The organism is Micromonospora lupini str. Lupac 08 (genome assembly GCF_000297395.2).
GTDB lineage: Bacteria > Actinomycetota > Actinomycetes > Mycobacteriales > Micromonosporaceae > Micromonospora > Micromonospora lupini.
Map to the genome: position 1 here is coordinate 4,022,740 of NZ_HF570108.1, position 21,220 is coordinate 4,043,959.

General features: G+C 72.7%; 17 protein-coding genes. 8 read left to right on the forward strand and 9 right to left on the reverse strand.

What is annotated here, in order from left to right:
- Positions 1-268 precede the first annotated feature (268 nt).
- The 4 genes from MILUP08_RS19605 to MILUP08_RS19620 are packed head-to-tail and all read right to left on the reverse strand — an operon-like array spanning position 269 to position 4,655.
- Positions 269-1,144: a carbohydrate ABC transporter permease gene (locus MILUP08_RS19605; protein ID WP_039906313.1), complete on the reverse strand. Its 876-nt coding sequence runs from the start codon at positions 1,142-1,144 to the stop codon at positions 269-271.
- The gene (locus MILUP08_RS19610) at positions 1,144-2,127 is read right to left on the reverse strand and encodes a carbohydrate ABC transporter permease (protein ID WP_007460788.1); all 984 of its coding nucleotides are present in this window, start codon (positions 2,125-2,127) and stop codon (positions 1,144-1,146) included. The genes MILUP08_RS19605 and MILUP08_RS19610 overlap by 1 nt, the downstream gene beginning before the upstream one ends.
- A gap of 31 nt (positions 2,128-2,158) precedes the next feature.
- Positions 2,159-3,505, reverse strand: coding sequence for an ABC transporter substrate-binding protein (locus MILUP08_RS19615; RefSeq protein WP_007460790.1), 1,347 nt, complete (start codon positions 3,503-3,505; stop codon positions 2,159-2,161).
- 19 nt (positions 3,506-3,524) lie between these two features.
- Positions 3,525-4,655 (reverse strand): LacI family DNA-binding transcriptional regulator, encoded by a 1,131-nt coding sequence (locus tag MILUP08_RS19620; RefSeq protein WP_039906315.1) that lies wholly within the window; start codon positions 4,653-4,655, stop codon positions 3,525-3,527.
- Positions 4,656-4,893: 238 nt separating this feature from the next.
- On the opposite strand from MILUP08_RS19620, the gene MILUP08_RS19625 reads away from it, so the two are divergent.
- The 8 genes from MILUP08_RS19625 to MILUP08_RS19665 all read left to right on the forward strand — a co-directional run bounded on the left by MILUP08_RS19625 (position 4,894) and on the right by MILUP08_RS19665 (position 14,816).
- Positions 4,894-6,222, forward strand: a complete 1,329-nt coding sequence (locus MILUP08_RS19625) for a Gfo/Idh/MocA family protein (RefSeq protein WP_007460794.1) — start codon at positions 4,894-4,896, stop codon at positions 6,220-6,222.
- A gap of 26 nt (positions 6,223-6,248) precedes the next feature.
- Complete coding sequence (gene uxaC, locus MILUP08_RS19630) at positions 6,249-7,682, forward strand: glucuronate isomerase (RefSeq protein WP_007460795.1); 1,434 nt, start codon at positions 6,249-6,251, stop codon at positions 7,680-7,682.
- A gap of 55 nt (positions 7,683-7,737) precedes the next feature.
- Entirely contained in the window at positions 7,738-9,042 is a 1,305-nt protein-coding gene (locus tag MILUP08_RS19635) for an enolase C-terminal domain-like protein (protein ID WP_007460796.1), read from the forward strand.
- A complete protein-coding gene (locus MILUP08_RS19640; protein ID WP_007460797.1) occupies positions 9,033-10,526 on the forward strand; it encodes a mannitol dehydrogenase family protein in 1,494 nt (497 codons plus the stop codon). Before MILUP08_RS19635 ends, MILUP08_RS19640 begins: the two co-directional genes overlap by 10 nt.
- Before the next feature lie 229 nt (positions 10,527-10,755).
- Entirely contained in the window at positions 10,756-11,934 is a 1,179-nt protein-coding gene (locus MILUP08_RS19650; RefSeq protein WP_007460798.1) for a Gfo/Idh/MocA family protein, read from the forward strand.
- 151 nt (positions 11,935-12,085) lie between these two features.
- Positions 12,086-12,418, forward strand: coding sequence for a hypothetical protein (locus MILUP08_RS19655; protein WP_007460799.1), 333 nt, complete (start codon positions 12,086-12,088; stop codon positions 12,416-12,418).
- 131 nt (positions 12,419-12,549) lie between these two features.
- Complete coding sequence (locus MILUP08_RS19660) at positions 12,550-13,902, forward strand: pectate lyase family protein (protein WP_007460800.1); 1,353 nt, start codon at positions 12,550-12,552, stop codon at positions 13,900-13,902.
- A 182-nt stretch (positions 13,903-14,084) separates the two neighbouring features.
- Complete coding sequence (locus MILUP08_RS19665) at positions 14,085-14,816, forward strand: HD domain-containing protein (protein ID WP_007460801.1); 732 nt, start codon at positions 14,085-14,087, stop codon at positions 14,814-14,816.
- A gap of 33 nt (positions 14,817-14,849) precedes the next feature.
- Here MILUP08_RS19665 and MILUP08_RS19670 read toward each other — a convergent pair whose 3' ends face one another.
- From MILUP08_RS19670 to MILUP08_RS35985, 5 genes are all read right to left on the reverse strand, one after another.
- Positions 14,850-15,650: an AfsR/SARP family transcriptional regulator gene (locus MILUP08_RS19670; RefSeq protein ID WP_007460802.1), complete on the reverse strand. Its 801-nt coding sequence runs from the start codon at positions 15,648-15,650 to the stop codon at positions 14,850-14,852.
- A 137-nt stretch (positions 15,651-15,787) separates the two neighbouring features.
- The gene (locus MILUP08_RS19675) at positions 15,788-16,915 is read right to left on the reverse strand and encodes a hypothetical protein (RefSeq protein ID WP_007460803.1); all 1,128 of its coding nucleotides are present in this window, start codon (positions 16,913-16,915) and stop codon (positions 15,788-15,790) included.
- A gap of 13 nt (positions 16,916-16,928) precedes the next feature.
- Positions 16,929-19,274, reverse strand: coding sequence for a hypothetical protein (locus tag MILUP08_RS19680; RefSeq protein WP_007460804.1), 2,346 nt, complete (start codon positions 19,272-19,274; stop codon positions 16,929-16,931).
- A 13-nt stretch (positions 19,275-19,287) separates the two neighbouring features.
- On the reverse strand, positions 19,288-20,724 hold the full coding sequence (locus MILUP08_RS19685) for a baseplate J/gp47 family protein (protein ID WP_007460805.1): 1,437 nt from the start codon (positions 20,722-20,724) through the stop codon (positions 19,288-19,290).
- On the reverse strand, positions 20,717-21,220 hold the full coding sequence (locus MILUP08_RS35985; protein ID WP_007460807.1) for a GPW/gp25 family protein: 504 nt from the start codon (positions 21,218-21,220) through the stop codon (positions 20,717-20,719). Before MILUP08_RS35985 ends, MILUP08_RS19685 begins: the two co-directional genes overlap by 8 nt.

The following is a 21,220-nucleotide window of genomic DNA, read 5'->3' on the forward strand; positions in this document are numbered from 1 at the left end:
GGCGAGCGCGACCAGGCTGACCGGCACGCTCGGCAGCACCGCGCGGCCGAACCGGCGTACGGTCGCCCGGGCCGACGGCCAACTGCCGGTACGCGTCCAGTCGTGCACGGCCGCGCTGGCCGCGCCGGCCGCCGCGGCGGCGGTGAGCACCGGCGCCGCGGCGAGGGTCAGCAGGATGCCGAGCAGCGCGAGGTCGGCGGCGTCGCGGGCGACGTCGCGCCAGTCCCGCCGCCCGACGGTGTCGACGGGTTCGGCCCCTGATGCCGGTTCAGCCCTTGATGCCACTGGTGTTGATCCCCTCGACGAGCATCCGCTGGAACGCGACGAAGAACAGGAAGACGGGCAGCAGCGACAGCACCGACATGGCGAACATCGGCCCGACCGCGCTCTGACTCGTCGAGTCGATGAACAGGGTCAACGCGACAGGCACGGTGTAGTCCTCCAGTTGGGACAGGAAGACCAACTGGCGGAAGAAGTCGTTCCAGGTCCAGATGAACGAGAAGATCGCGGTCGTGACCAGCGCGGGTCGGCTCAGCGGCAGGATGATGTGCCGGAAGATGCCGTACGGGCCGGCGCCGTCGATGCGGGCCGCCTCGTCCAACTCGCGCGGGACGCCGCGCATGAACTGCACCATGAGGAAGACGAAGAACGCCTCGGTGGCCAGGAACTGCGGGATGAGCAGTGGCAGGTACGGCCAGTCGCCGCCGACCAGTCCGAGCGTGCGGAACAGGATGTACTGCGGCACGATCAGCACGTGCTGGGGTAGCAGCAGCGTGCCGATCATCACGGCGAACCACATGCCGCGCAGCCGGAAGCGCAGCCGGGCGAAGGCGTACGCGGCCAGCAGGCAGGACAGCCCGTTTCCGACGACGGTGAGCAGGCTGACCAGGGCGCTGTTGACGAAGAACCGGCCGAAGCCGACGTCGAAGTTGGACCACCCGGCGGTGTAGTTGCCGGGGGTGAACCGCTCGGGCAGCAGCCCGATGTTGTTGACGATCTCCTCCTGGGACTTCACCGAGGTGCCCACCATCCAGATCAGCGGGTAGAGCACCACGGCGACGATCACCACCAGGATCAGCAGCCGCAGCACCGGCCGCCCGGTCGGACGTCGCCGGGCGACAGGCGTCGGGGTCGCGGTCACCATCACCGGTCCTCCCCGTCGGAGTAGTGCACCCAGAACCGCCCGGTGCTGAAGAAGATCGCGGTGATGGCCGCGATGGCGAGCAGGAACACCCAGGCCATCGCCGACGCGTAGCCCATCTGGAGTTCGGTGAAGCCGGTGATGTAGAGGTTCAGCGTGTACATCAGGGTGGAGTCGACCGGGCCGCCGGTGCCGTTGCTGAGCACGAACGCGGCGGTGAAGCCCTGAAAGCCGTTGATCGTCTCCAGCACCAGGTTGAAGAAGATGACCGGGGAGAGCATCGGCAGGGTGACGTTGCGGAACTGGCGGAACCTTCCGGCGCCGTCGACGGAGGCTGCCTCGTACAGCTCGGTGGGCACCTGCTTGAGCCCGGCCAGGAAGATCACCATCGGTGCGCCGAACTGCCAGATGGCCAGCACCATGAGCGTCTCCAGGGCCCAGTCGGGGTCGTTGACCCAGGGCCTGCCCTCGATGCCGACGAGGCTCAGCAGCGAGTTGAACGCGCCGTCACGGTTGAACATGTTGACCCAGACGATGGCCAACGCGACGCTGCCGCCGAGCAGCGACGGCAGGTAGAACAGCCCGCGGAACAGCCCCACCCCGCGCCAGGCGCGGTTGAGCAGCAGCGCCACGCCGAGCGCGGCGGCGAGCTTCAGCGGTACGGCGACAAGCGCGAAGGTGAGGGTGACCCGCACGGCGTGCCAGTACGACGGGTCGGCGGTGAACATCCGCTCGTAGTTGGCCAGCCCCACCCACTCCACCTCGGAGAACGGGGTGAGGATGTCGTAGTTGGTGAAGCTCAGGTAGAGCGACAGCAGCATGGGGACCGCCGTGACACCCATCAGGCCGATGAGCCACGGCGACAGGAAGACGTACCCCGCCAGACCTTCGCTGTGCCGGATGGCGCCGGGCCCACGCCTCGCGGAGTGGGCCCGGCCGGATCCGGGGCCGCGTCGGGTCGGGTCGGGCGCCGTGGTCAACGCCACGAGCAGCTCCTCTCCTCGCCTCGCGAGACGGTCAGGCGATGGCGGACTTGCACGCCTCGACGAACTGGGCGGCGGCCTGCGCGGGGGTGGCCCGGCCGTACTGGGCGTTCTCGGCGGCCTTGATCAGCTCGGACTTGACCTTGCTGTGACCCTTGATCGGGACCTGCGGGGACGGGCCGAACTTCTGGGTCAGCTCCGCCTCGACGGCGATGGACTGCTTCATGGCCTGGTCGGTGGTGCCGTCGCTGACCACCCGACGCAGGTCCAGGTTGGACGGCAGGCCGCGGTCGGTGCCGAGCAGCTTGACCGCCTCCGGGTCGTTGTTCAGGAAGTTGATCACATCGACCGCGACGTCCCTGTTCTTGCTGCCCTTGAACACCGACCAGTACATCGAGGCCCGGGCCCACTGTGCGCTCGGGTCACCGGGGTAGGCGACCACGCCCAGCTCGTCCTTGGTGTTCTTCTTCAGGTCCGGCATCTGGTTGGCCCAGACCCAGGAGGTGGCCGCCTTGCCGGTGACCACCAACTGCTTGGTGACGTCGCTGGAGTTGCCCTCGTGGATGACGTCGGCGGTCGGGGTGGCCCTGCGGTCCCGGGCGCCCTTCCACAGGTCGAACCACTTGGTCACGTCCTCGGCGCTGAAGCCGAGCTCCTTGCCCTTGTAGAGGTCCTTGCCCTGCTGGCGCAGCCACACCCAGAGCGCCTTGTAGTCGGCGCTCGGGTCCTGCGTGCCGGGCATCCTGGTCGCGGCCGTGACCTGCTCGGCCCACGCGATGTGCTGCTCCCACGTCATCCCGGTGGTGGGCTCGGGCAGATTGTTCTTGATCAGCAGCGTCTTGTTGTAGACCAGGCCCTGAGTGTTCTCCCCGGCGGCCAGGCCGGCGAGCTTGCCGTCGACCACGCCGTACTGCCAGAGGCTCTCGGGGAACTTCGAGGTGTCCAGCTTGCCGGACTTCTGGTAGGAGGTCAGGTCGAGCGTGGTGCTGCGGGCCGCGTACTCCGCCAGGTAGTTGTCGTCGATCTGGAACAGGTCCGGCGGGTTGCCGCCGGCGGTGAGCGTCGCGAGTTTGTCGAAGTAGCCCTGGTTGGCCTGCCAGGTCGTCTCGAAGGTCACGTTCGGGTGCTTGGCGGTGTAGAGGGCCAGGGCGTCCTCGGTCAGCTTGGCCCGGGCGTCGCCGCCCCACCAGAAGATCGAGAGCTTGACCGGGGCGCTCGGGTCGGCGGCGCCGTCGTCGTCTCCGCAGGCGGCGGCGCCGAACAGCAGCGGCGCGGCGACGGTCGCGGCGAGCAGGCCGCGCAGGAGTCGCCGCCGGGGCACGGGGGTACCGTGACTGCGTCCGGCGGGCGTGTCAGTGGTGGGGGACGTTGCGGGGTGCATGTGCGCTCACTCCTCGGCATTAGGAGGCGACGGCGTCACCGGTGGCCGCGGTCGGGACGCCCGGGCCCGCAGGGCAGTGCGGGTCCGGGCCACGCGAAGCGGTCAGGGGACGTGCCGGTCGGGCGTGCGGGCCCGGGCCGGTCGAGTCGCGGATGACCAGGTCGGTCTGCAGCATTACCTGTGCGGTGGTACGACGGACGCCGAGCGCCGTGCCGGCACCGGGACTCCGCGCGGCGCGCGGTGACTCGATGTCCTGTTGCAGCAGCATGTCGACGGCCGTCCGGCCAGCGGCCCCGGTGGGTGTGGCCACCGTCGTCAGTTTGGGGCGGGTGAGCCGGCTCAGGGCGATGTCGTCGACCCCGACGACACTCACCTCCTGCGGCACCCGGACCCCGAGCGCGTCCAGCCCCTCGATGAGGCCGATCGCCATCAGGTCGTTGTAGGCGAGCACGGCGGACACGCCACTGCGCCGCACCTGCTCGGCGACGGCGAGGCCACCGGTCTCGGTGGGCGCGTTGGGGCCGAGCACGGTCAGCTCCGCGCCGCCGGTCCGGGCGGCCGTGGCGGCGGCGCGGCGCATCTCCCGGTTGGTCCACGAGCTGCGGGGGCCGCCGAGCAACGCGATGCCGCGGTGACCGAGACCGATCAGGTGCTCGATCGCCGCCCGGGCGCCCTGCCCGACGTCCATCAGGACGCAGGGCAGGCCCGTCACCTGGCGGTTCACCACCACCAGCGGCACCTCCCGGCTGAGCTGCTCGATCAGGCTGTTGCTCATCCGCGGACTGCACAGCAGCACCCCGTCGACCTGCTTGGCGAGCGCGTGGACCAGCTCCTCCTCGGCGGTCGGGTCCTCGTTGGTGTCGGCCACGAAGACGTGGTAGTCGCGGTGGCGGGCCTGACTCTCCGCGGCCTTGATCAGCGGCGGGAAGAACGGGTTCGCGATGTCGGCGATGATCAGCCCGATGTTGTGCGTACGCCCGGTGATCAGGGCCCGGGCGGCGCGGTTCGGCCGGTAGCCCAGGTCCTCCGCGCAGGCCAGCACCCGGACCCGGGTCTCGGGGTTGACCAGGTGCGGGGCGGAGAAGGTGCGGGACACGGTGGAGATGTGCACCCCGGAGGCGCGGGCGACGTCCCGGATGGTGACTGGCACGGCGGGCCCTTCGTCCGATGTGGCGACGGTCACGTGGGTGCCGCCAATTAATGCAAACGGTTGCTCCAGTGTCAACGGTCAATGGTTGCGCTTCTGTTGCGTCGACGCTCCTCGTGGTGACTTCCCACGCCGCAAACACTGACATTACTCGCCGATTACGCCGTCGTCGTTGACGTCATCGCATTGATCGTGATTACTTCACTGCAAACCTTTGCAGGGATCACCTGGGGGCGATCGCATGTCACCGAGATCCGACGGGCGAGTCCGGTACGCCGTCGTGGGCACCGGCGCACGGGCGGAGATGTTCGTCCGGGCCCTGGTGCTCGACCACGCCGACACCACCGAGCTGGCCGCCTTCGCCGACGTCAACCAGGCACGGATGGACGCGCACAACCGTTGGCTCGCCGAACTGGGCCACCGCCCGGTGCCGACCTACCCGGCCGACGGGTTCGGGGCCATGCTCGACGCCGAGCGCGTCGACGTCGTGCTGGTGACCAGTGTGGACGTCACCCACGACGAGTACGTGGTGGCAGCGCTGCACGCCGGCCGGGACGTGGTCACCGAGAAGCCGATGACTGTGGACGCCGCGCGCTGCCGGCGCATCCTGGACGCGGTGTCCGAGACCGGCGGCCGGGTGACCGTCGCCTTCAACTACCGCTACAACCCGCTGCACGAGCAGATGCGCCGCCTGCTCGCCGACGGCGCGGTCGGCGAGATCGGCTCGGTGCACTTCGAGTGGCTGCTCGACGTGCGGCACGGCGCCGACTACTTCCGCCGCTGGCACCGCGACAAGGCCACCTCCGGCGGGCTGATGGTGCACAAGGCCAGCCACCACTTCGACCTGGTCAACTGGTGGCTGGGGGCCACCCCGGTCGAGGTGTACGCCGCCGGCCGCCTGTTCTTCTACGGCGAGGACGGTCGACGGCACGGCTACGCCCGCGACTACGAGCGGGCGTACGGCTCCCCCGCCGCCGCCGACGACCCGTTCGCCCTGCGCCTCGACGCGCACCCCCGGCTGCGCGAGCTGTACCTCGACGCCGAGTGCGAGGACGGCTACCAGCGCGACCGCAACGTCTTCGCACCCGGCGTGAGCATCGAGGACGACATGGCGGTGCTCGCCCGCTACTCCACCGGCGCCACGATGACCTACCACCTCACCGCGTACGCCCCCTGGGAGGGTTACCGGGTGATGGTCAACGGCAGCCGGGGGCGCCTCGAACTGGAGGTGACCGAGAACGACTTCGTCGACCGGGGCACCGCCGGCGCGGTCAAGGGCGCCGCGCTGCACGGTGTCGAGGCGGCGGCCGAGGGCGGCGGCGCGACGCTCACCCTGCGCCCGTTCTGGGAACCGCCCCGGCAGATCCCCGTCGAGGGCCGTACCCGCCACGGGCACGGCGGCGCCGACGCCCGGATGACCCGGGTGCTCCTCGGGGGTCAGCCCGACCCGCTGGACCGCGCCGCGACGGCCGACGACGGCGCGCTGGCCCTGCTCACCGGGCTGGCCGCCAACCGGTCCTTCGAGACCGGGCAACCCGTCCGGGTCGCCGACCTGCTCACCAGCCGCTGATCCACGAGACGAGGAGCCCCCAACCCGTGTCGACGTCCGACCACACCGACCTGCTCCTGCCCGCCGAGCCGGGCCAGCGCGCGCTCGCCCGGGAGCTGTACGCGCTTGCCGCGCAGCAGCCGATCATCTCGCCGCACGGGCACGTCGACCCGGCCCTGCTCGCCGAGGACCGGCCCTTCCCCGACCCGGCGCAACTGCTCATCGTGCCCGACCACTACCTGACCCGGATGCTGCTCAGTCAGGGCGTACCCCCGTCGGACCTGGGCGTGCCGACCCGCGACGGCAGCCCCGTGGAGACCGACGGCCGGGTGATCTGGCGGCGCTTCGCCGCGCACTGGCACCTGTTTCGGGGTACCCCCTCGCGGCTCTGGCTGGAGCAGACCTTCCGCACCGTGTTCGGGGTGCACACCCCGCTCGGCCCGACCACCGCCGACGCCCTCTACGACGAGATCGCGGCCCGACTCGCCGAGCCGGACTTCCGGCCCCGAGCACTGTTCGAGCGGTTCCACATCGAGGTCCTGGCGACCACCGAGTCGCCGCTGGACGACCTCGCGCAGCACGCCAAGCTCGCCGCCGACGGGTGGGGTGGGCCGGGCGGCCGGGTGGTCACCACGTTCCGCCCCGACGACGTGGTGGACATGGAGCACGAGAGCTGGTCGTCAAACGTGGCGCGCCTCGGCGCACTGGCCGGCGAGGACACCGGCACGTACCCCGGTTATCTGGCCGCCCTGCGGGCCCGGCGGGCCGCGTTCATCGCCGCCGGGGCGACCTCGTCGGACCACGGCCACCCCACGGCCCGCACCCTGGATCTGACCCCGGCCGAGGCCGCCCGGCTGTACGACCGGGGCCTGCGCGGCGAGGCCGACGCGGCCGACGCGGAGGCGTTCCGGGCGCACATGCTCATGGAGTTCGCCCGGATGTCGCTCGACGACGGCCTGGTCCTGCAACTGCACCCCGGGGCGGTGCGCAACCACAACCGCTGGCTGTACGCCCGGCACGGCCGCGACGTGGGCGGCGACGTCCCGCAGGCCACCGAGTTCGTGCACGCGCTCGCCCCGCTGCTGGAGCGCCACGGCAACGACCCTCGCCTGCGGGTGGTGCTCTACACCCTCGACGAGGACACGTTCACCCGTGAGCTGGCGCCCCTCGCGGGTGGCTATGCGGCGCTGCTGCTCGGCGCGCCCTGGTGGTTCCTGGACTCCCCCGAGGTGCTGCGCCGGTTCCGGGAGACGGTCACCGAGAGCGCCGGCTTCTACAACACCACCGGGTTCGTCGACGACACCCGGGCGTTCTGCTCCATCCCGGTACGCCACGACGTGGCCCGTCGGGTCGACGCCGGCTTCCTGGCCCGGCTGGTCGCCGAGCACCGGCTGCCGTTGGACGAGGCCGCGGAGACCATCGTGGACCTGGCGTACCGGCTGCCGAAGCGGGTCTTCAACTTCGGCGGGGACGACAGGTGAGCGCGCGCAGCGCAGCGCAGCGGAGCCCCGCAGTCGCGAACGAGAGGCAGGCTCAGTGAGTGTCACCATCACCTCCGTCGAGGTGCACGACGTACGGTTCCCCACCGCCGCGCGGGGCGACGGCTCCGACGCGGTCAACCGCGGCGACTACTCGGCGACGTACGTCCAGTTGGGCACCGACGCCGGGCCGACCGGGGCGGGGTTCACCTTCACCAACGGCCGGGGCAACGAGATCACCTGCGCGGCGGTGCGTGCCCTGGCCCACCACGTCCGGGGCCGCACGATCGAGGAGATCACGGCCGAGCCGGTGGCGTTCTGGCGTTCGCTCAGCGCCGACGTGCAGTTGCGGTGGCTGGGCCCGGAGAAGGGCGTCATCCACATGGCGACCGGCGCGCTCGTCAACGCCGTGTGGGACCTGCGGGCCAGGATCGCCGGCAAGCCGATGTGGCGGTTCCTCGCCGAGCTGCCCACCGACGAGCTGGTCGCCAGCGTCGACTTCCACCACATCACCGACGCGCTCACGCCGGACGACGCGGCGGCGATCCTCGACAAGGGGCGCGACGGCCTGACCGACCGGTTGGCGATCCTCGAACGGGACGGCTTCCCCTCGTACACCACCTCGGTCGGCTGGCTCGGTTACCCCGACGACAAGGTGCGGGCGTTGACCCGCCAGGCGTACGACGACGGGTGGCGGGCCATGAAGATGAAGGTCGGCGGCCCGCCCGCCGACGACATGCGCCGGGCCCGCATCATCCGCGCCGAGATCGGCCCGGACGCGCTGCTGATGATGGACGCCAACCAGGTGTGGGACGTCGACGAGGCGATCACCGCGATGACGGCCCTCGCGGAGGTGGACCCGTACTGGATCGAGGAGCCGACCCACGCCGACGACATCCTCGGCCACGCCCGGATCGCCCGGGCCGTCGACGAGCTGACCGGCGGCCGGTGTCGGGTGGCCACCGGCGAGGTCGCCGCCAACCGGGTGATCTTCAAGCAGTTGCTCCAGGCCGAGGCGATAGGCGTGATGCAGATCGACGCGTGCCGGGTCGGCGGCGTCAACGAGGTCCTGGCCGAGCTGCTGCTGGCGGCGAAGTTCGGGGTGCCGGTCTGCCCGCACGCCGGCGGTGTCGGCCTCTGCGAGTACGTCCAGCACCTGGCGATCTTCGACTACCTGCGGGTGGGCGCCAGCCTGGACGGGCGGATGATCGAGTACGTCGACCACCTGCACGAACACTTCGTCGACCCGGTCCGCACCCGCGGCGGCCGCTACCTGCTGCCCGACCGGCCCGGCTACAGCGCCACCCTGAAACCGGCGTCGATCGCCGAGTTCCGCTTCCCGGACGGCCCGGCGTGGCAGTGACCGTCGGCGCCTCCCGCCTCGGCCTGGGCGTGCTGCGCCACCTACCCGTCGAGTCCCGTCCACTGATCCGGCCGGGTACGGTGCCGGTCGGCGTCGTACACCTGGGGTTGGGCGCCTTTCACCGCGCGCACCAGGCCGTCTACACCGAGGCGGCGGTCGGCGCGGCCGGCGGCGACTGGGGCATCGTGGCCGTCGCCCCGCGCAGCGTCGCACTTGTCGAGGCGCTCGCCGCGCAGGACAACCTGTTCAGCGTCAGCACCCTCTCCGCCGCCGGGAGCACCACCCGGGTGGTGGGGGCGTTGAGCGGCGTACGGCACGCTCCCAGCGACCCGGACGCCGTGGTCGCGTTGCTCGCCGACCCGGCGGTACGCGTGGTGACGCTCACCGTCACCGAGAAGGCGTACCAACTCGACCCGGTGACCGGCCGACTGGCCCCGGACGCCGCGCTCGCCGCGGACCTGGCCGGCGGCGGGCCCCCGACCACGGTGCCGGGGCTGCTGCTGCGCGGGCTGGCCGCGCGCGCCGCCGCCGACGCCGGGCCGCTGGCGCTGGTGAGCTGCGACAACCTGCCGGCCAACGGTCGGCGGCTGCGTGGTCTGGTCGACCAGGCGGTCGAGCGGGCCGCCGGGGTGCCCGCCGGGCTCGTCGACTGGGTGGTCGCCAACGTGACCTGCCCCGGCACCATGGTGGACCGCATCGTGCCGGCCAGCACCCCGGAGACCATCGACGCGGCCCGTCGGGCGCTCGGCGTGACCGACCTGGCGGCGGTGGCCGCCGAACCGTACGCGCAGTGGGTGATCGAGGACGACTTCCCCGGCGGGCGGCCGGGCTGGGAGCACGCCGGGGCGGTGCTCACCGACGACGCCGGGCCGTGGGAGCGGTTGAAGCTGCGCAGCCTCAACGGGGTGCACTCGGCAGTGGCGTACCTCGGCGCGCTGGCCGGCCGGGAGACCATCGCCGACGCCCTGGAGATCCCGCACCTGACCGACGTGCTGCGCCGGCTGATCGCCGAGGACGTCGCGGCCAGCTTCACACCGCCCGACGGGGTGCACGTGGTCGACTACGGCGAGCAGGTCCTCGCCCGGTTCGCCAACCCGGCGATCCGGCACCGCACCCTCCAGGTCGCCGTGGACGGCTCGCAGAAGTTGCCGCAGCGCATCCTGCACACCATCGCCGACCTGCGCGCGGGCGGCCGGTCCGCGCGCTGGGGCGCGCTGGTCGTGGCGTCCTGGTTGCGCTTCGCGCTGGGGTACGCCGACGACGGCACGCCGTTGCCGTTGCAGGACCCCCTCGCCGGGCCGATCCGGGCCGCCCTGGACGCGGGCGCGCAGAGCCCGGCCGGCGCGGTGGACGCCGTCTTCGCGCTGCGCGAGGTCATCCCGGCCGAGGTCGCCGACGACGACGAGGTACGCGCCGACGTGACCGCCTGGCTGACCGCGCTCGGACGACACGGCGTCGAGGCGACCCTGGCCGGCGCCAGGTGAGCAGTGCCGCGCCGACAGACGCTCCGGTGAGCGCGGCGGTCTTGGCCGGCGCTCCGACGGCGGTGGCCGGCGCTCCGACGGCGGTGGCCGGCCCTCCGGTGAGCGCGGCGGTCTTGGCCGGCGCTCGGTCGACGGTGGCCGGCGCTCCGACGAGCGCGGCGGTCTTGGCCGGCGTCCCGACGGGATCGGCCGGCGCTCCGGTGCGTCGGGTGACGCCGGGCGGCGCCTCGTGAACGGGTCGGCGCCGCCGCCGACGGTGGCGGTGATCGGGGCGAACGGGCACGGCCGCTGGCACCGGCGGGTGATCGCGCCGCTGCACGCCGAGGGCCGGCTGCGGCTGGTCGCCCTCGTCGACGTTCAACCGGTGTGCGACGAACCGGACGCGCCGGTGCCGCCCGGGGTCGGGGTGTTCACCGACCATCGGGCGATGCTCGCCGCCACCCGACCGGAGGTGGTGGTGATCTGCACTCCGCCGCACACGCATCTGCCGATCGCCCGCGACGCCCTCGCGGCCGGCGCGGACCTGCTGCTGGAGAAACCGCCGGTGCTGTCGCTGGCCGAGCACGAGGAGCTGACCGACGCGCTGGCGGCGACCGGCCGGGTGGCCCAGGTCGGTTTCCAGGCGCTCGGTTCGGCGGCGCTGACCGCGCTTACCGACGCGCTGGCCGCCGGCCGGCTCGGCGCGGTCACCCGCATCGCGACAGTCGCGGCCTGGCAGCGGCCGGACGCCTACTACGCCCGTTCCCCGTGGGCCGGCCGTCGGGTCCTGGACGGTCGGCCCGTGCTGGACGGTGCGCTTGTCAACCCGCTCGCACACGCGGTGATGCAGTGCCTGGCCGTCGGCGAGGCGCTGGGCGGGGCTCCACCGTGGCCGGCCGCCATCGAGGTGGAGCGCTACCGGGTGCGGCCGATCGAGGTGGAGGACACGGCGGTGCTGCGGGTCCGGTTCCGCGCCGGCCCACCGGTGCTGGCGGCGGTCACCCTCACCGCCGAGGAGTTCGTGGCGGGCGAGGTGGTGGTGACCGGCACGACCGGACAGGCGGTGTTGGAGTATCCGACGGACCGGTTGCGCCTGCCCGGCGACGTGGTGACCCGTCGGGTCCCCGGTCGACGGGGTCTGCTGGAGAACCTGCTCGCCCACCGGGCCGATCCCGGCGGGGTGCCGCTGATCGCGCCGCTGGCCCGTACCGCGCCGTTCACCGCCCTGCTCGACGCGCTGCGGGCCGCGCCGGAGCCCCGACTGCTCGACGGTGACCTGGTCGACGTGGCGGGCGACGGCGGGGGGCGCGTCCGCCACCTGCGCGGCGTTGTCGACGTGCTGCGCCGCTCGGCCGAGCAGGGAGCCCTGCCGAGCGAGTGGGGCGTGCCGTGGGCCGCACCGCCGTACCGGGCCGAACTGACCGTCTAGCCCGACGTGCCGCGGGCGGGTGCGTCGAGCAGGAAGATCAGGTGATGAAAGTAGGTCGGAAACGGTTCTGGGACCTACTTTTCATCACCTGATCGAGGCCGGACGATCGGCCGATCCCGACGCTCGCGTGCGTGCCTTAACGTCTGGCCGCATGGATTCCGTGGACCTGGTCCTGGCCGCCGCGGCCGCCGTCGCCAACCTGGCCCTCGCCGCGGTCCTGCTCAGCCGCAGCCGTGGCGGCAATTCGGTCCCCCGGATCCTCGGCCGCCCGCAGCACCTGCCGCGTCTGCGGGCGGCGATGCACATCTGCCTGGGATTGGGGCTGGGCGTCGGCTGGCTCGCGCGGGACGTCTTCCCGCCGCACTCCACGGGCGACACGGTGGTGTTCACCACGGCGAGGATCCTGCTGGTGGCCGGCGTCGTCACCGCCCTGCTGGGCGCGTTCCGGCATCCGCGCCCCGCCCCTGACACCACCGCCGGCTAGCGCCGTAGCCGCCACCCGTGCGCCAGCGCCACTGCAACATTCCTGCAAACAATAAATATTGACCGGGATAAAAGCGTGAACCTACCGTTCCTGGTGGATGCCGAACCATCACCAGCGAATGGAAACAATCAATGCGTACACCCCTCGTGGGCGCGATGGCGCTTGCCCTCCTGCTGGTCGGCGCACCGGCCGCCGCTTCCCGCTCCGACGTCGTCTCCGCCGACGGGCTGTCCTGGTCGGCCCGTCAGCTCGGCCGGCAGGCGCTGCCCGAGCGGGACGGCTGGGCGGCCGAGGGTGTCGGCACCACAGGCGGTTCGGCGGCGACGCCCGAGCGGACGCGTGTGGTGCACGACCGCGCCGGGCTGGTCGCCGCGCTCGGCGGCGACAACGCCCGCAACGCCACCGACGCCACTCCGAAACTGATCTACGTCGACGGCGTCATCGACGGCTTCGAGGGGCCGGACGGCACCGCGCTGAGCTGCGCCGACCTGGCCGACCCGGCGTACCGGCTGGACGACTACCTGGCCGCGTACGACCCGGCGGTCTGGGGTTGGATGCCGCCGGCCGGGCCGCTGGAGGAGGCCCGGGTGCGTTCGGTGGCCAACCAGACCCGTCAGACGCAGATCAACGTCGGCGCCAACACCACTGTCATCGGGCTGCGCGGCGCGCGGCTGACCGGCCTCACCCTGATGATCGACCGGGCGTCGAACGTCATCGTGCGCAACCTGACCTTCGTGGACGCCCGGGACTGCTTCCCCGCGTGGTCCCCCACCGACGGCGACGCGGGCAACTGGAACAGCCAGTACGACCAGATCTCGGTACGCCGCAGCGAGCACGTCTGGGTCGACCACAACACGTTCACCGACGGCGACAACCCGGACAGCGCGCAACCGACCTGGTTCGGGCGGCCGTACCAGGTGCACGACGGGTCGTTGGACGTCACGCACACCGCGAGCGGCGTCACCGCCTCCTGGAACCGCTTCACGGGACGGGACAAGCTGATGCTCATCGGTTCGTCCAACACCGTCGGCCCGGACGTGGGCCGGCTGAAGGTCACCCTGCACCACAATCTCTTCGACGGCGTCCTGCAACGGCTGCCCCGGGTGCGTTTCGGCCAGGTGGACGTGCACAACAACCTGTACCGGCTCGGCGGCGACGGCTTCCAGTACGCCCTCGGCGTCGGTGTGCAGTCGGCGATCTACGCGCAGAACAACTTCTTCGCCCTCGACGCCGGCGTCGAGCCGGCCGATCTGCTCTACGACTGGGGCGGCACGGCGCTCACCGAGCGGGGCTCGTGGGTGCGCCGGGGCGGCGGCCCGGCCCGGCCGGTCGACCTGCTGGCGGCGTACAACGCGACCCACGATCCCGACCTGGGCGCCGACGCCGGCTGGGTGCCCACCCTGCGCCGCGACCCGGTCCTACCCGCGCCGCTGGTCCCGCTCCTGGTGGGCCCGCTCGCCGGCGCCGATCGGCTGCCGCTCTGACCGCCCGGCTGCGCCGCCGAGGGGCTGCCCGCGGTGATCGACTCCGTTTCCTTGATTCCGCGCTGTCCGAGCGCTCCGGACACCCCGACATCAGGCGGCCGAGTCGATCACCACGGGAACGCGTGGTCGGGTCGGCGACGTAGGGGGCCATCGATGGGGGGAAGATCGGCTATAAGTGACGCATGGACTTCCCGCCGCACCTGGGCAGCATGCCGATGCACGCGATCACCGAGATCCACGGCGAACCGGGCCTGCTGGAGCGCTTCCGGCTGGAGGTCGAGCGCTTCGACGACGCCGAACGCGCCCGCCTGACCGCCGCGCTCGACCTGGCCGCCGAGCTGCACCGCGACGACCGGCGGGTCCGCGAGCCCTACCTCAACCACCTGCTGCGGGTGGCCATCCGGCTGATGCACCACTACCAGGTCCGCGACGTCGACGTGATCGTCGCCGGCCTGCTGCACGACGCGGTGGAGGACCACCCGGCCGAGCTGGCCGAGTTGCCCAACGGCGGCAGCGACCCGACCGGGGCTGCGCTGGCCGCGCTCGCCGCGCGGTTCGGGCCGCGGGTGGCCACCCTGGTCGCCGCCGTCACCAATCCGGTGTACGACCCGCAGCGCGACCGCAACGTCCAGTACCGCGAGCACCTGGCGGTCAGCCTGGACCGGGAACCCTGGGCCCGGGTGATCAAGGTGTCGGACTTCACCGACAACGGCGTCGGGGTGATCCACACCGTCGGGCCAAAGGTCGTCTCGTCGGCCACGAAGTACCGGCCGCTGGTGCCGCTCTTCCGGGATCTGATCGGTCGTCCGGACACTCCGCTGTCGCCGAAGGTCAAGGCGCACATCTTCGGCCAGCTCGACCTGGCCGAGGAGCGGTTCAGCGCCATCCTCGACCGGCCGGCCCACTCGCGCTGACCCGCCGAGCGCGGTCGACGGACGCGCGGCGGATCACACCGGCACACCGCCACCGACTCCCGGCGCGAACGCCGGTGCGTGCAGGCCCGCGCGGACCAGGTGCTCCAGCCAGGGCGTCGGGGCCACACCCAGCTCCCGACCCAGGTCGGCGCGGAACAACTCCAGCCGGCGTACGGCCTCGTTGATGTTGCGTTCGGCCAGGTGCACGGCGATCAGCACGCGGGTGGCGCTCTCCCGCAGCGGCTCCAACTGCACGGCGGTCAACGCCACCTGCACCGCCTCGCTGAACCGACCCTGCGCGGTGAGCCGTTCGGCGAACGCCTCCAGCGCGTACAGCTGGGTCTGGCGCAGCCGCTCCCGCTCGGTCAGCACCCAGTCCTCGTACCAGCCGGGCAGCAGCTCACCGGTGGCCAGCGCGGGCACCCCGGCGCCGACGCCCGCCGGCACCCCGCCGGCCAGCAGCGCCGCCGACGCCGCGCCGAGAGTGGCGACGTCGCTTGTCACACCGGCGGCCAGGGCCAGCCGGTCGTCCTCCTCGACGAGGGGCTCGGGCGTGACCCGGTGCAGCCGCCAGAGCATGGTGCGCAGGTTGGCGCGGGCCCGTTCCTCATGCGATCCGGGCCAGAGAGTGCCGGCCGCCTCCCAGCGGGCGCACCGCTGGCGTACGCCGAGGTAGGCGAGCAGCCGGCGGGCGCCCTGCGGCACCGGGACGGACCGGCCGTCGCGTTCCAGCCCGAAGCCGCCGAGCAGACGCAGCGTGTACCGGGTCGTCCGCCCCGCGCCGGCCTCGTACGCCCCGGAGCGGAGGTCCTGCGTCACCTCGTGAACTGGCATCCCTGCGCCCTTCGCACCCGATCGCCGGTGTGGGGGTCCACGCTCGGGTGTGGACGGTCGGCACGCCAGCGAAGTGTCGTCACACCGACCCGGCGAACGACGGGGATCAGCCGTTCGCCGGAGTCCGCGCCGACCGTTCAGCGCAGCTTGCTCAGCGTCCGGGCGTAGCCGGTCCACTCGGCGGCGTCGCCGACCTCGGCGCGTACCCCCGCGTCCTTCATGATGCCGAGCACCCGCTCGGGCGGCGTGTCGGCCAGCTTGCCGAGCGTGCTGATCCCGGCGCGGGTCAGCGCCGCGCGGGCCTTCGTCGGCACCCCGGCGAGCATCGCGATGTCGGCGTCGGCGACGTTCTCCAACTCGGACTCGATGCCGAGCGCCGCGGCGACCGCCGACTGGGCGCCGACGGTGGTGCGGACGATCACCGCCTCCCGCTCGCTGACCTCGGCGAACATCGCGTCCACACTCTGGTAGGAGGTCTCGGCCGGCAGCACCTTGAGCACGTCGCGGACGGTCCGGCCGTCGGCCAGCTCGTCCTCGCCGAAGGTACGGATGAACTCGGTCAACCTCACCTCCTGCGGGAAGCGCTGCCGGACGTCGCCGTTCTCGGCGGCGTACCGCTCCAGGTAGGCGGCGCCCCGGACCTTCGGGCCGGCGACCACGTCCACGCCCAGGGTCTCGACGGCGGGCAGCACTATCGTGCCGGCCTTGGTCTGCCAGATGCTCACCTTCTTGTCCATGAACATCGTGGTGCCCATGTACCTGCCGAAGTCAAGCGTGCCGATGTAGTTGGGGATCTGCTCGAGCTGGTACGGGCCGGGGCTGACCTTTGTCTCGTGCACTGTGGAGTGCAGCCTGTTGATCTCGGCGCGGATCTCGTCGAGCAGGTGGCGCAGGCTCACCCGCATCGCGGCCATGCAGGAGAACGCCTTGGCCAGGTCGGTGCCGAGGTGGTCGAGGTCGTGCTCGATGCGGTGGAACCGTTCGTTGAAGCCCTGTTCGCCGGGGGTCTGCCCGGCCTGTACGACGTCCTCGCCGTCGACCCAGTCGCTGTGCGCGAAGGTACGGGCGAACGGCGGCGGCGCGCAGCCCGGCTCCACCGCCGAAAACGGCTCGGCGTAGTTGAACACCCGCTTCGCGGTGCCCACGTTCTCGTAGATCCAGGAGGAGACCAGCACGCTGGCGTCCGACTGCGGGATGCCGTGTTTGGTGAACGCCTCGTACAGCTCGGTGACGGTCACCCCGTCGTAGTTGATCTCGCTCGCCATGATGGTGTCCCTCTCAGAGCTGGTCGTACACGCCGCGGTGCCGGCGCTGCTGGAAGGTGCGGAAGGTGCGGGCCACCGCCGGGCGCAGCGGCTCGGCGTCGCCGTCGGCGTCGAGGTCGACGTGGTCCCGCCGGATGCCGAAGGTGTTGATCTCCACGCCGAGCGGGCAGACCCTCGTCAACGTGTTCATCAGCCGCTCGTACTGGGCCAGGGTCAACGCCACCGAATCGGGCAGCTCCACCCGGAACTCGTACGGGTCGGTCCGGCCGGTCCGCACGTAGGACAGCGCCACCACGGCGACCAGGCCGGCGTGGGTGGGCCGCAGCGTGGTCCGCGCGCCGACCGCCTTGATGTCCGCGGTGCCACCGCCGAGCCCCACGGTGTACCAGCGGAAGCCGGTGGTCCGCCGCTCGGCCAGGTTGAGCCCGGCCTGGGGCAGTCCGATCACGCTGCACACCAGCAGCACCCGGTTGCCGGTGTCGACGAGCGGCAGCGCGGCGGCGAGATGCTGGTCGCGCAGCAGGCCGACCAGGCGGGCCAGCCGGTCGGCGGCGGCGGGCTGCCCGGCGATCAGCGCGGACGCCAGCGCCGCCGGCAGCTCGATGGTCTCCACCAGCTCGTCGGGGAGCCGGTTCAGCGCGGCCACCACGGGCGCCGGGTCGCGTACCGCGGGCAGGCCGGCGGCGGCGAGCACCTGGTCGACAGGCTGCCCGGCCGGCCGGGTCGGTACGCCGGCCCACCGGGTCCGGGCCGCCGCGTCGGTAAGCGGCGTCCACGCCGGCTCCCCCGCGCCCGTCCAGGCCGTCGCGGCGGCGGCCAGGCCGGCCAGCAGCAGCGCGTTGCCACCCGGGTCGCCCGGCGCGTGGAACTGCGCCTCGACGGCCGCGTCGGCGCCGACCGTGGCGGCGCTCGGCGCGGTCACCGCCAACCCACGGGTGGGCAGGTGCGACAGGTACATCCTGGTGGTGCTGACCCGGTGGGTGGTCTGCACGCCGCACACCCGCCACAGCCAGACAGCCTCGCCGTCGGCGGCCACCGTGGGCAGACCGGCGGCGCGGGCGGCGGCGATCAGGGCCTCGGCGGTCCGGTCGGCGGTGACCGTCCGGCCGGTGTCCAGCACCCGGTTGCGCAGGTCGGTGGCCTGCGCGGGGGTCGGAAGGCTGACGTCCACGCCGAGACCCAGCTCGTAGCGGCTGCCGCCGGCGTCGTCCTGGGCCCGAGTCACCTGCCACACAAGCGTCGAGCCGAGCGCCCGGCAGACCCGCCCGGCCCGGTCCAGGGCGGTGGCCAGCGGCGGCGCGACGGCGTGCGCGCTGTCGAAGGCGTACGACTGGCGCAGGCTGGCGCGCAGCGCGGTGATCTCGGCCAGCCGGCCGGACGGCAGCGCCCGGCCGGCGTGCGTGGTGTTGTTCGGCGGGGTGTTGGCGGGCAGCACCAGGCGGTCGCGGCGCAGTTGGGCGAGGAAGTTGGTGCGGTGCTGCGGGTCACCGGCGGCGACCAGCCGGATCGCCACCGCGAACCGGTCGTCGTCCTCGCGCACAGTGAACCGGGCGCCGCCGGGCAGGTCGGCGAAGAGCCCCGCGTTCGGGTCGGTGTCCGCGCCGGGACCGTTGAGCAGCCGGCGTACCGCACCCGGGGTGGGCAGCAGGAACCGTCGGTAGAGCCCCAACCGCTTGGCGTACGCCGCGTCCGGCTCGCGGGCCGGCGGGGCGAGCCGCCGCGCGTACACGTCGCCGCTCGCCGGCTCGTGCACCAGCTCGTCGACGAACCGGGCCACCCCGACGTCCGCGCCGATCCGGTCCAGCGCGTCGCGTCGGGCGTGCGCGAGGGTCCGGTACGCGTGCACCTCCCGCGCCGCGCGGCGCAGCCGGTGCTTCTCGTACGACACCAGGTAGAGCAGCCGGCCCAGGTTGCCCTCGACCACGGCCAGCTCGACCAGGGCGGTGAGCGCCGTGCCGGTGACCGCCGTGGCGGCCGCCCCGTCGACGCCACGCTCGGCCGTCACGCCTACGGAGAACGGCGCGACAAGCGGCTCGTCGGCGGTGTCCGGCGCGTACGCCGGCACCGACGCGCCCGCGGCGGACCAGGGCGCGAACACCACCGGCGGCAGCACCCGCTCGCCCGCGCCGCCCGGGTCGACCGTGACGCTCACCCGGACGGTCTCCTCGACCAGGTCGCGGCGCAGCACGACGGTGAGCAGCGGGTGCCGGCTGGTCCAGTCCACCGCGGCGACGCCGGTGGCGGCGAGCGGCACCACGACCCGGCGGACGGTCCCCGGGTACGGGCCCTCCAACTGGTCGACGAGGTTGCGTTCGACGGACGGGTCGGCGCCGTCCACGGGCACCCGGATGTCGGTCATCGCGTCCCCCCGCTCAGACGATCCGGAACGGCCGGGGATCGTCCCGGTCGACGTAGACGGGCACCTGGTTCGCGGCGAGCACCGCGTTGTCCCCGACCGGCAGCCGCTGCACCCCGTCGCCGGTGGGCGCGCTGCCGGTCACCACCACCGCCGAGTCGGCCGGGAAGCGCACGAGCCGCAGCCCGCGTACGTCGGCGACGCCCGGCTCGTTCATCAGCGTCCAGATCACCTCGGCGGCGCGGACCGGCTCACCGAAGGGCAGCTCGTCGACGTAGCGGCGCAGCCGGGCGTGCAGGCGGGCGCGCAGCTCGGTGGCGGCGGTGGACGCGTTCACCGTCTCCTTGGAGCCGGTGGGCAGCGGCAGGCCCCGGATCACCAGGTCCGCCTCGACGCCGATGCCCACCTCGTCGGCCCGGTCCACCGAGGCGAAGATGCCCACCGGGCGCAGGTCCTCGATGACCGACTCGACGGAGGCGTGCAGCCCGTCCGGGCCGTCCCAGATGGCGGCGGCGGTAGGCGCGACGAGCACCGTGACGTAGTACGGGTTGCCCAGGTCGCGTTCGGTGCTGAAGACCCGCTCGATGAAGTTGAAGTTGCCGAAGATGGACTGGTTGAGGTCCAGCCCGCCCCTGCCGTCGAAGACCTGCACCTGACGTACGCCGGGCACGGTGGCCACGGCCAGGCCGATCGCCTCGGCCGTCCAGATCGAGCGGGGCGCGGCCAGCAGGAGCTGTCGGTAGCGGGCGTCGGAGACCTGCTGCTCGCCCCCGGTCAGCGCGACGGTGTGGGTGATCTCCACCAGCTCGGCGCCGGCGGCCTGCTCGGCGTCGTCCAGGTCGGTCAGCAGGGTGTCGGCCCGGTTCCACCTGTCGATCTTCTGCTGAGGCTGGGTGGGGTCGAGGTTGTGCGCCGGGCCGGGATAGAACGCGGCGACGGCCGGTTCGCGCTCGCCGACGGCGGCGGAGAGCACCACCGTCTCGTCCAGGGCGACGTGGTGCCCGCCGGGTGTGGACAGCCGGGCGCCCCGGGGCAGCGTGAGCGGGCTGTGGCCGCTGGGCAGCGCGGCCTTCAACTTCAGCTTCACGGTCCCCCGCGCCGGCAGGTACGGCCGGGCGATGCCCAGCTCCTCGCCCAGGCGGGTCAGCGCGTCGGCGGTCGCCGACACCACGAACGAGTTGTCGTAGACCGCGCCGAGCGCCGCCCACAGTCGCGCGTCCTCCAGCGCGGCCAGTTCCAGGACCTTGCGCAGCACCGCGCCGCTGGTCAGGTCGACGTCCTCGCCGAAGAGCAGCCGGGCGGTGGCCAGCTTCTCGGCGAGCAACCGGGCGAAGGACTTCGGCACGAATCCGGTCTCGACGATGCCGAAGCCTGTCGAGCCGGTGGCGCGTAGCGCGGCAGCGTCGACGGCGAGGACGTCGGCCAGCTCGGCCGGGAGGGTGGGATCAGACACTGGGCAGCTCCCCGAGACGCACCGAGAGCCGGTCGTCGGTGATGGTTTCGAACTGGACCTGCACCTGGAGGGTGCGGGAGGAGCGCAGCGCGGCGGCCACCGCGTCGTCGGCACGACCCGCGCCGAGCCGGCCGTCGTCGAGGTTGACGTCGACGATCTTGCGGACGCGGGGGTCGCGGTCGAGCAGCGTGATGATGCCGATGCGCACCTGTTCGCGGATCAGGTTCGGCTCGATCTGCTCGGCGAGGGCGTTGAGCCCGTCGAAGCCGAAGGTGGCGTCGAAGACGTTCGAGCCGCGCAGCGTGGTCAGCGCCACCGCGAGGCTCTGGGCCACGTTGCCGGTGCCTTCGACGAGGGCCAACGCCCGGCCGTTGGGGCCGTCGTCGAAGACGATGTCGCGGGCCAGGTCCACGCCGGGCATGGTGGGTTCGAAGGCGAGGCCCCAGCCGAGGTAGCGGCGCTGGGCGGCCTGCCGTTCCCGCTCGGTCCGGTCCAC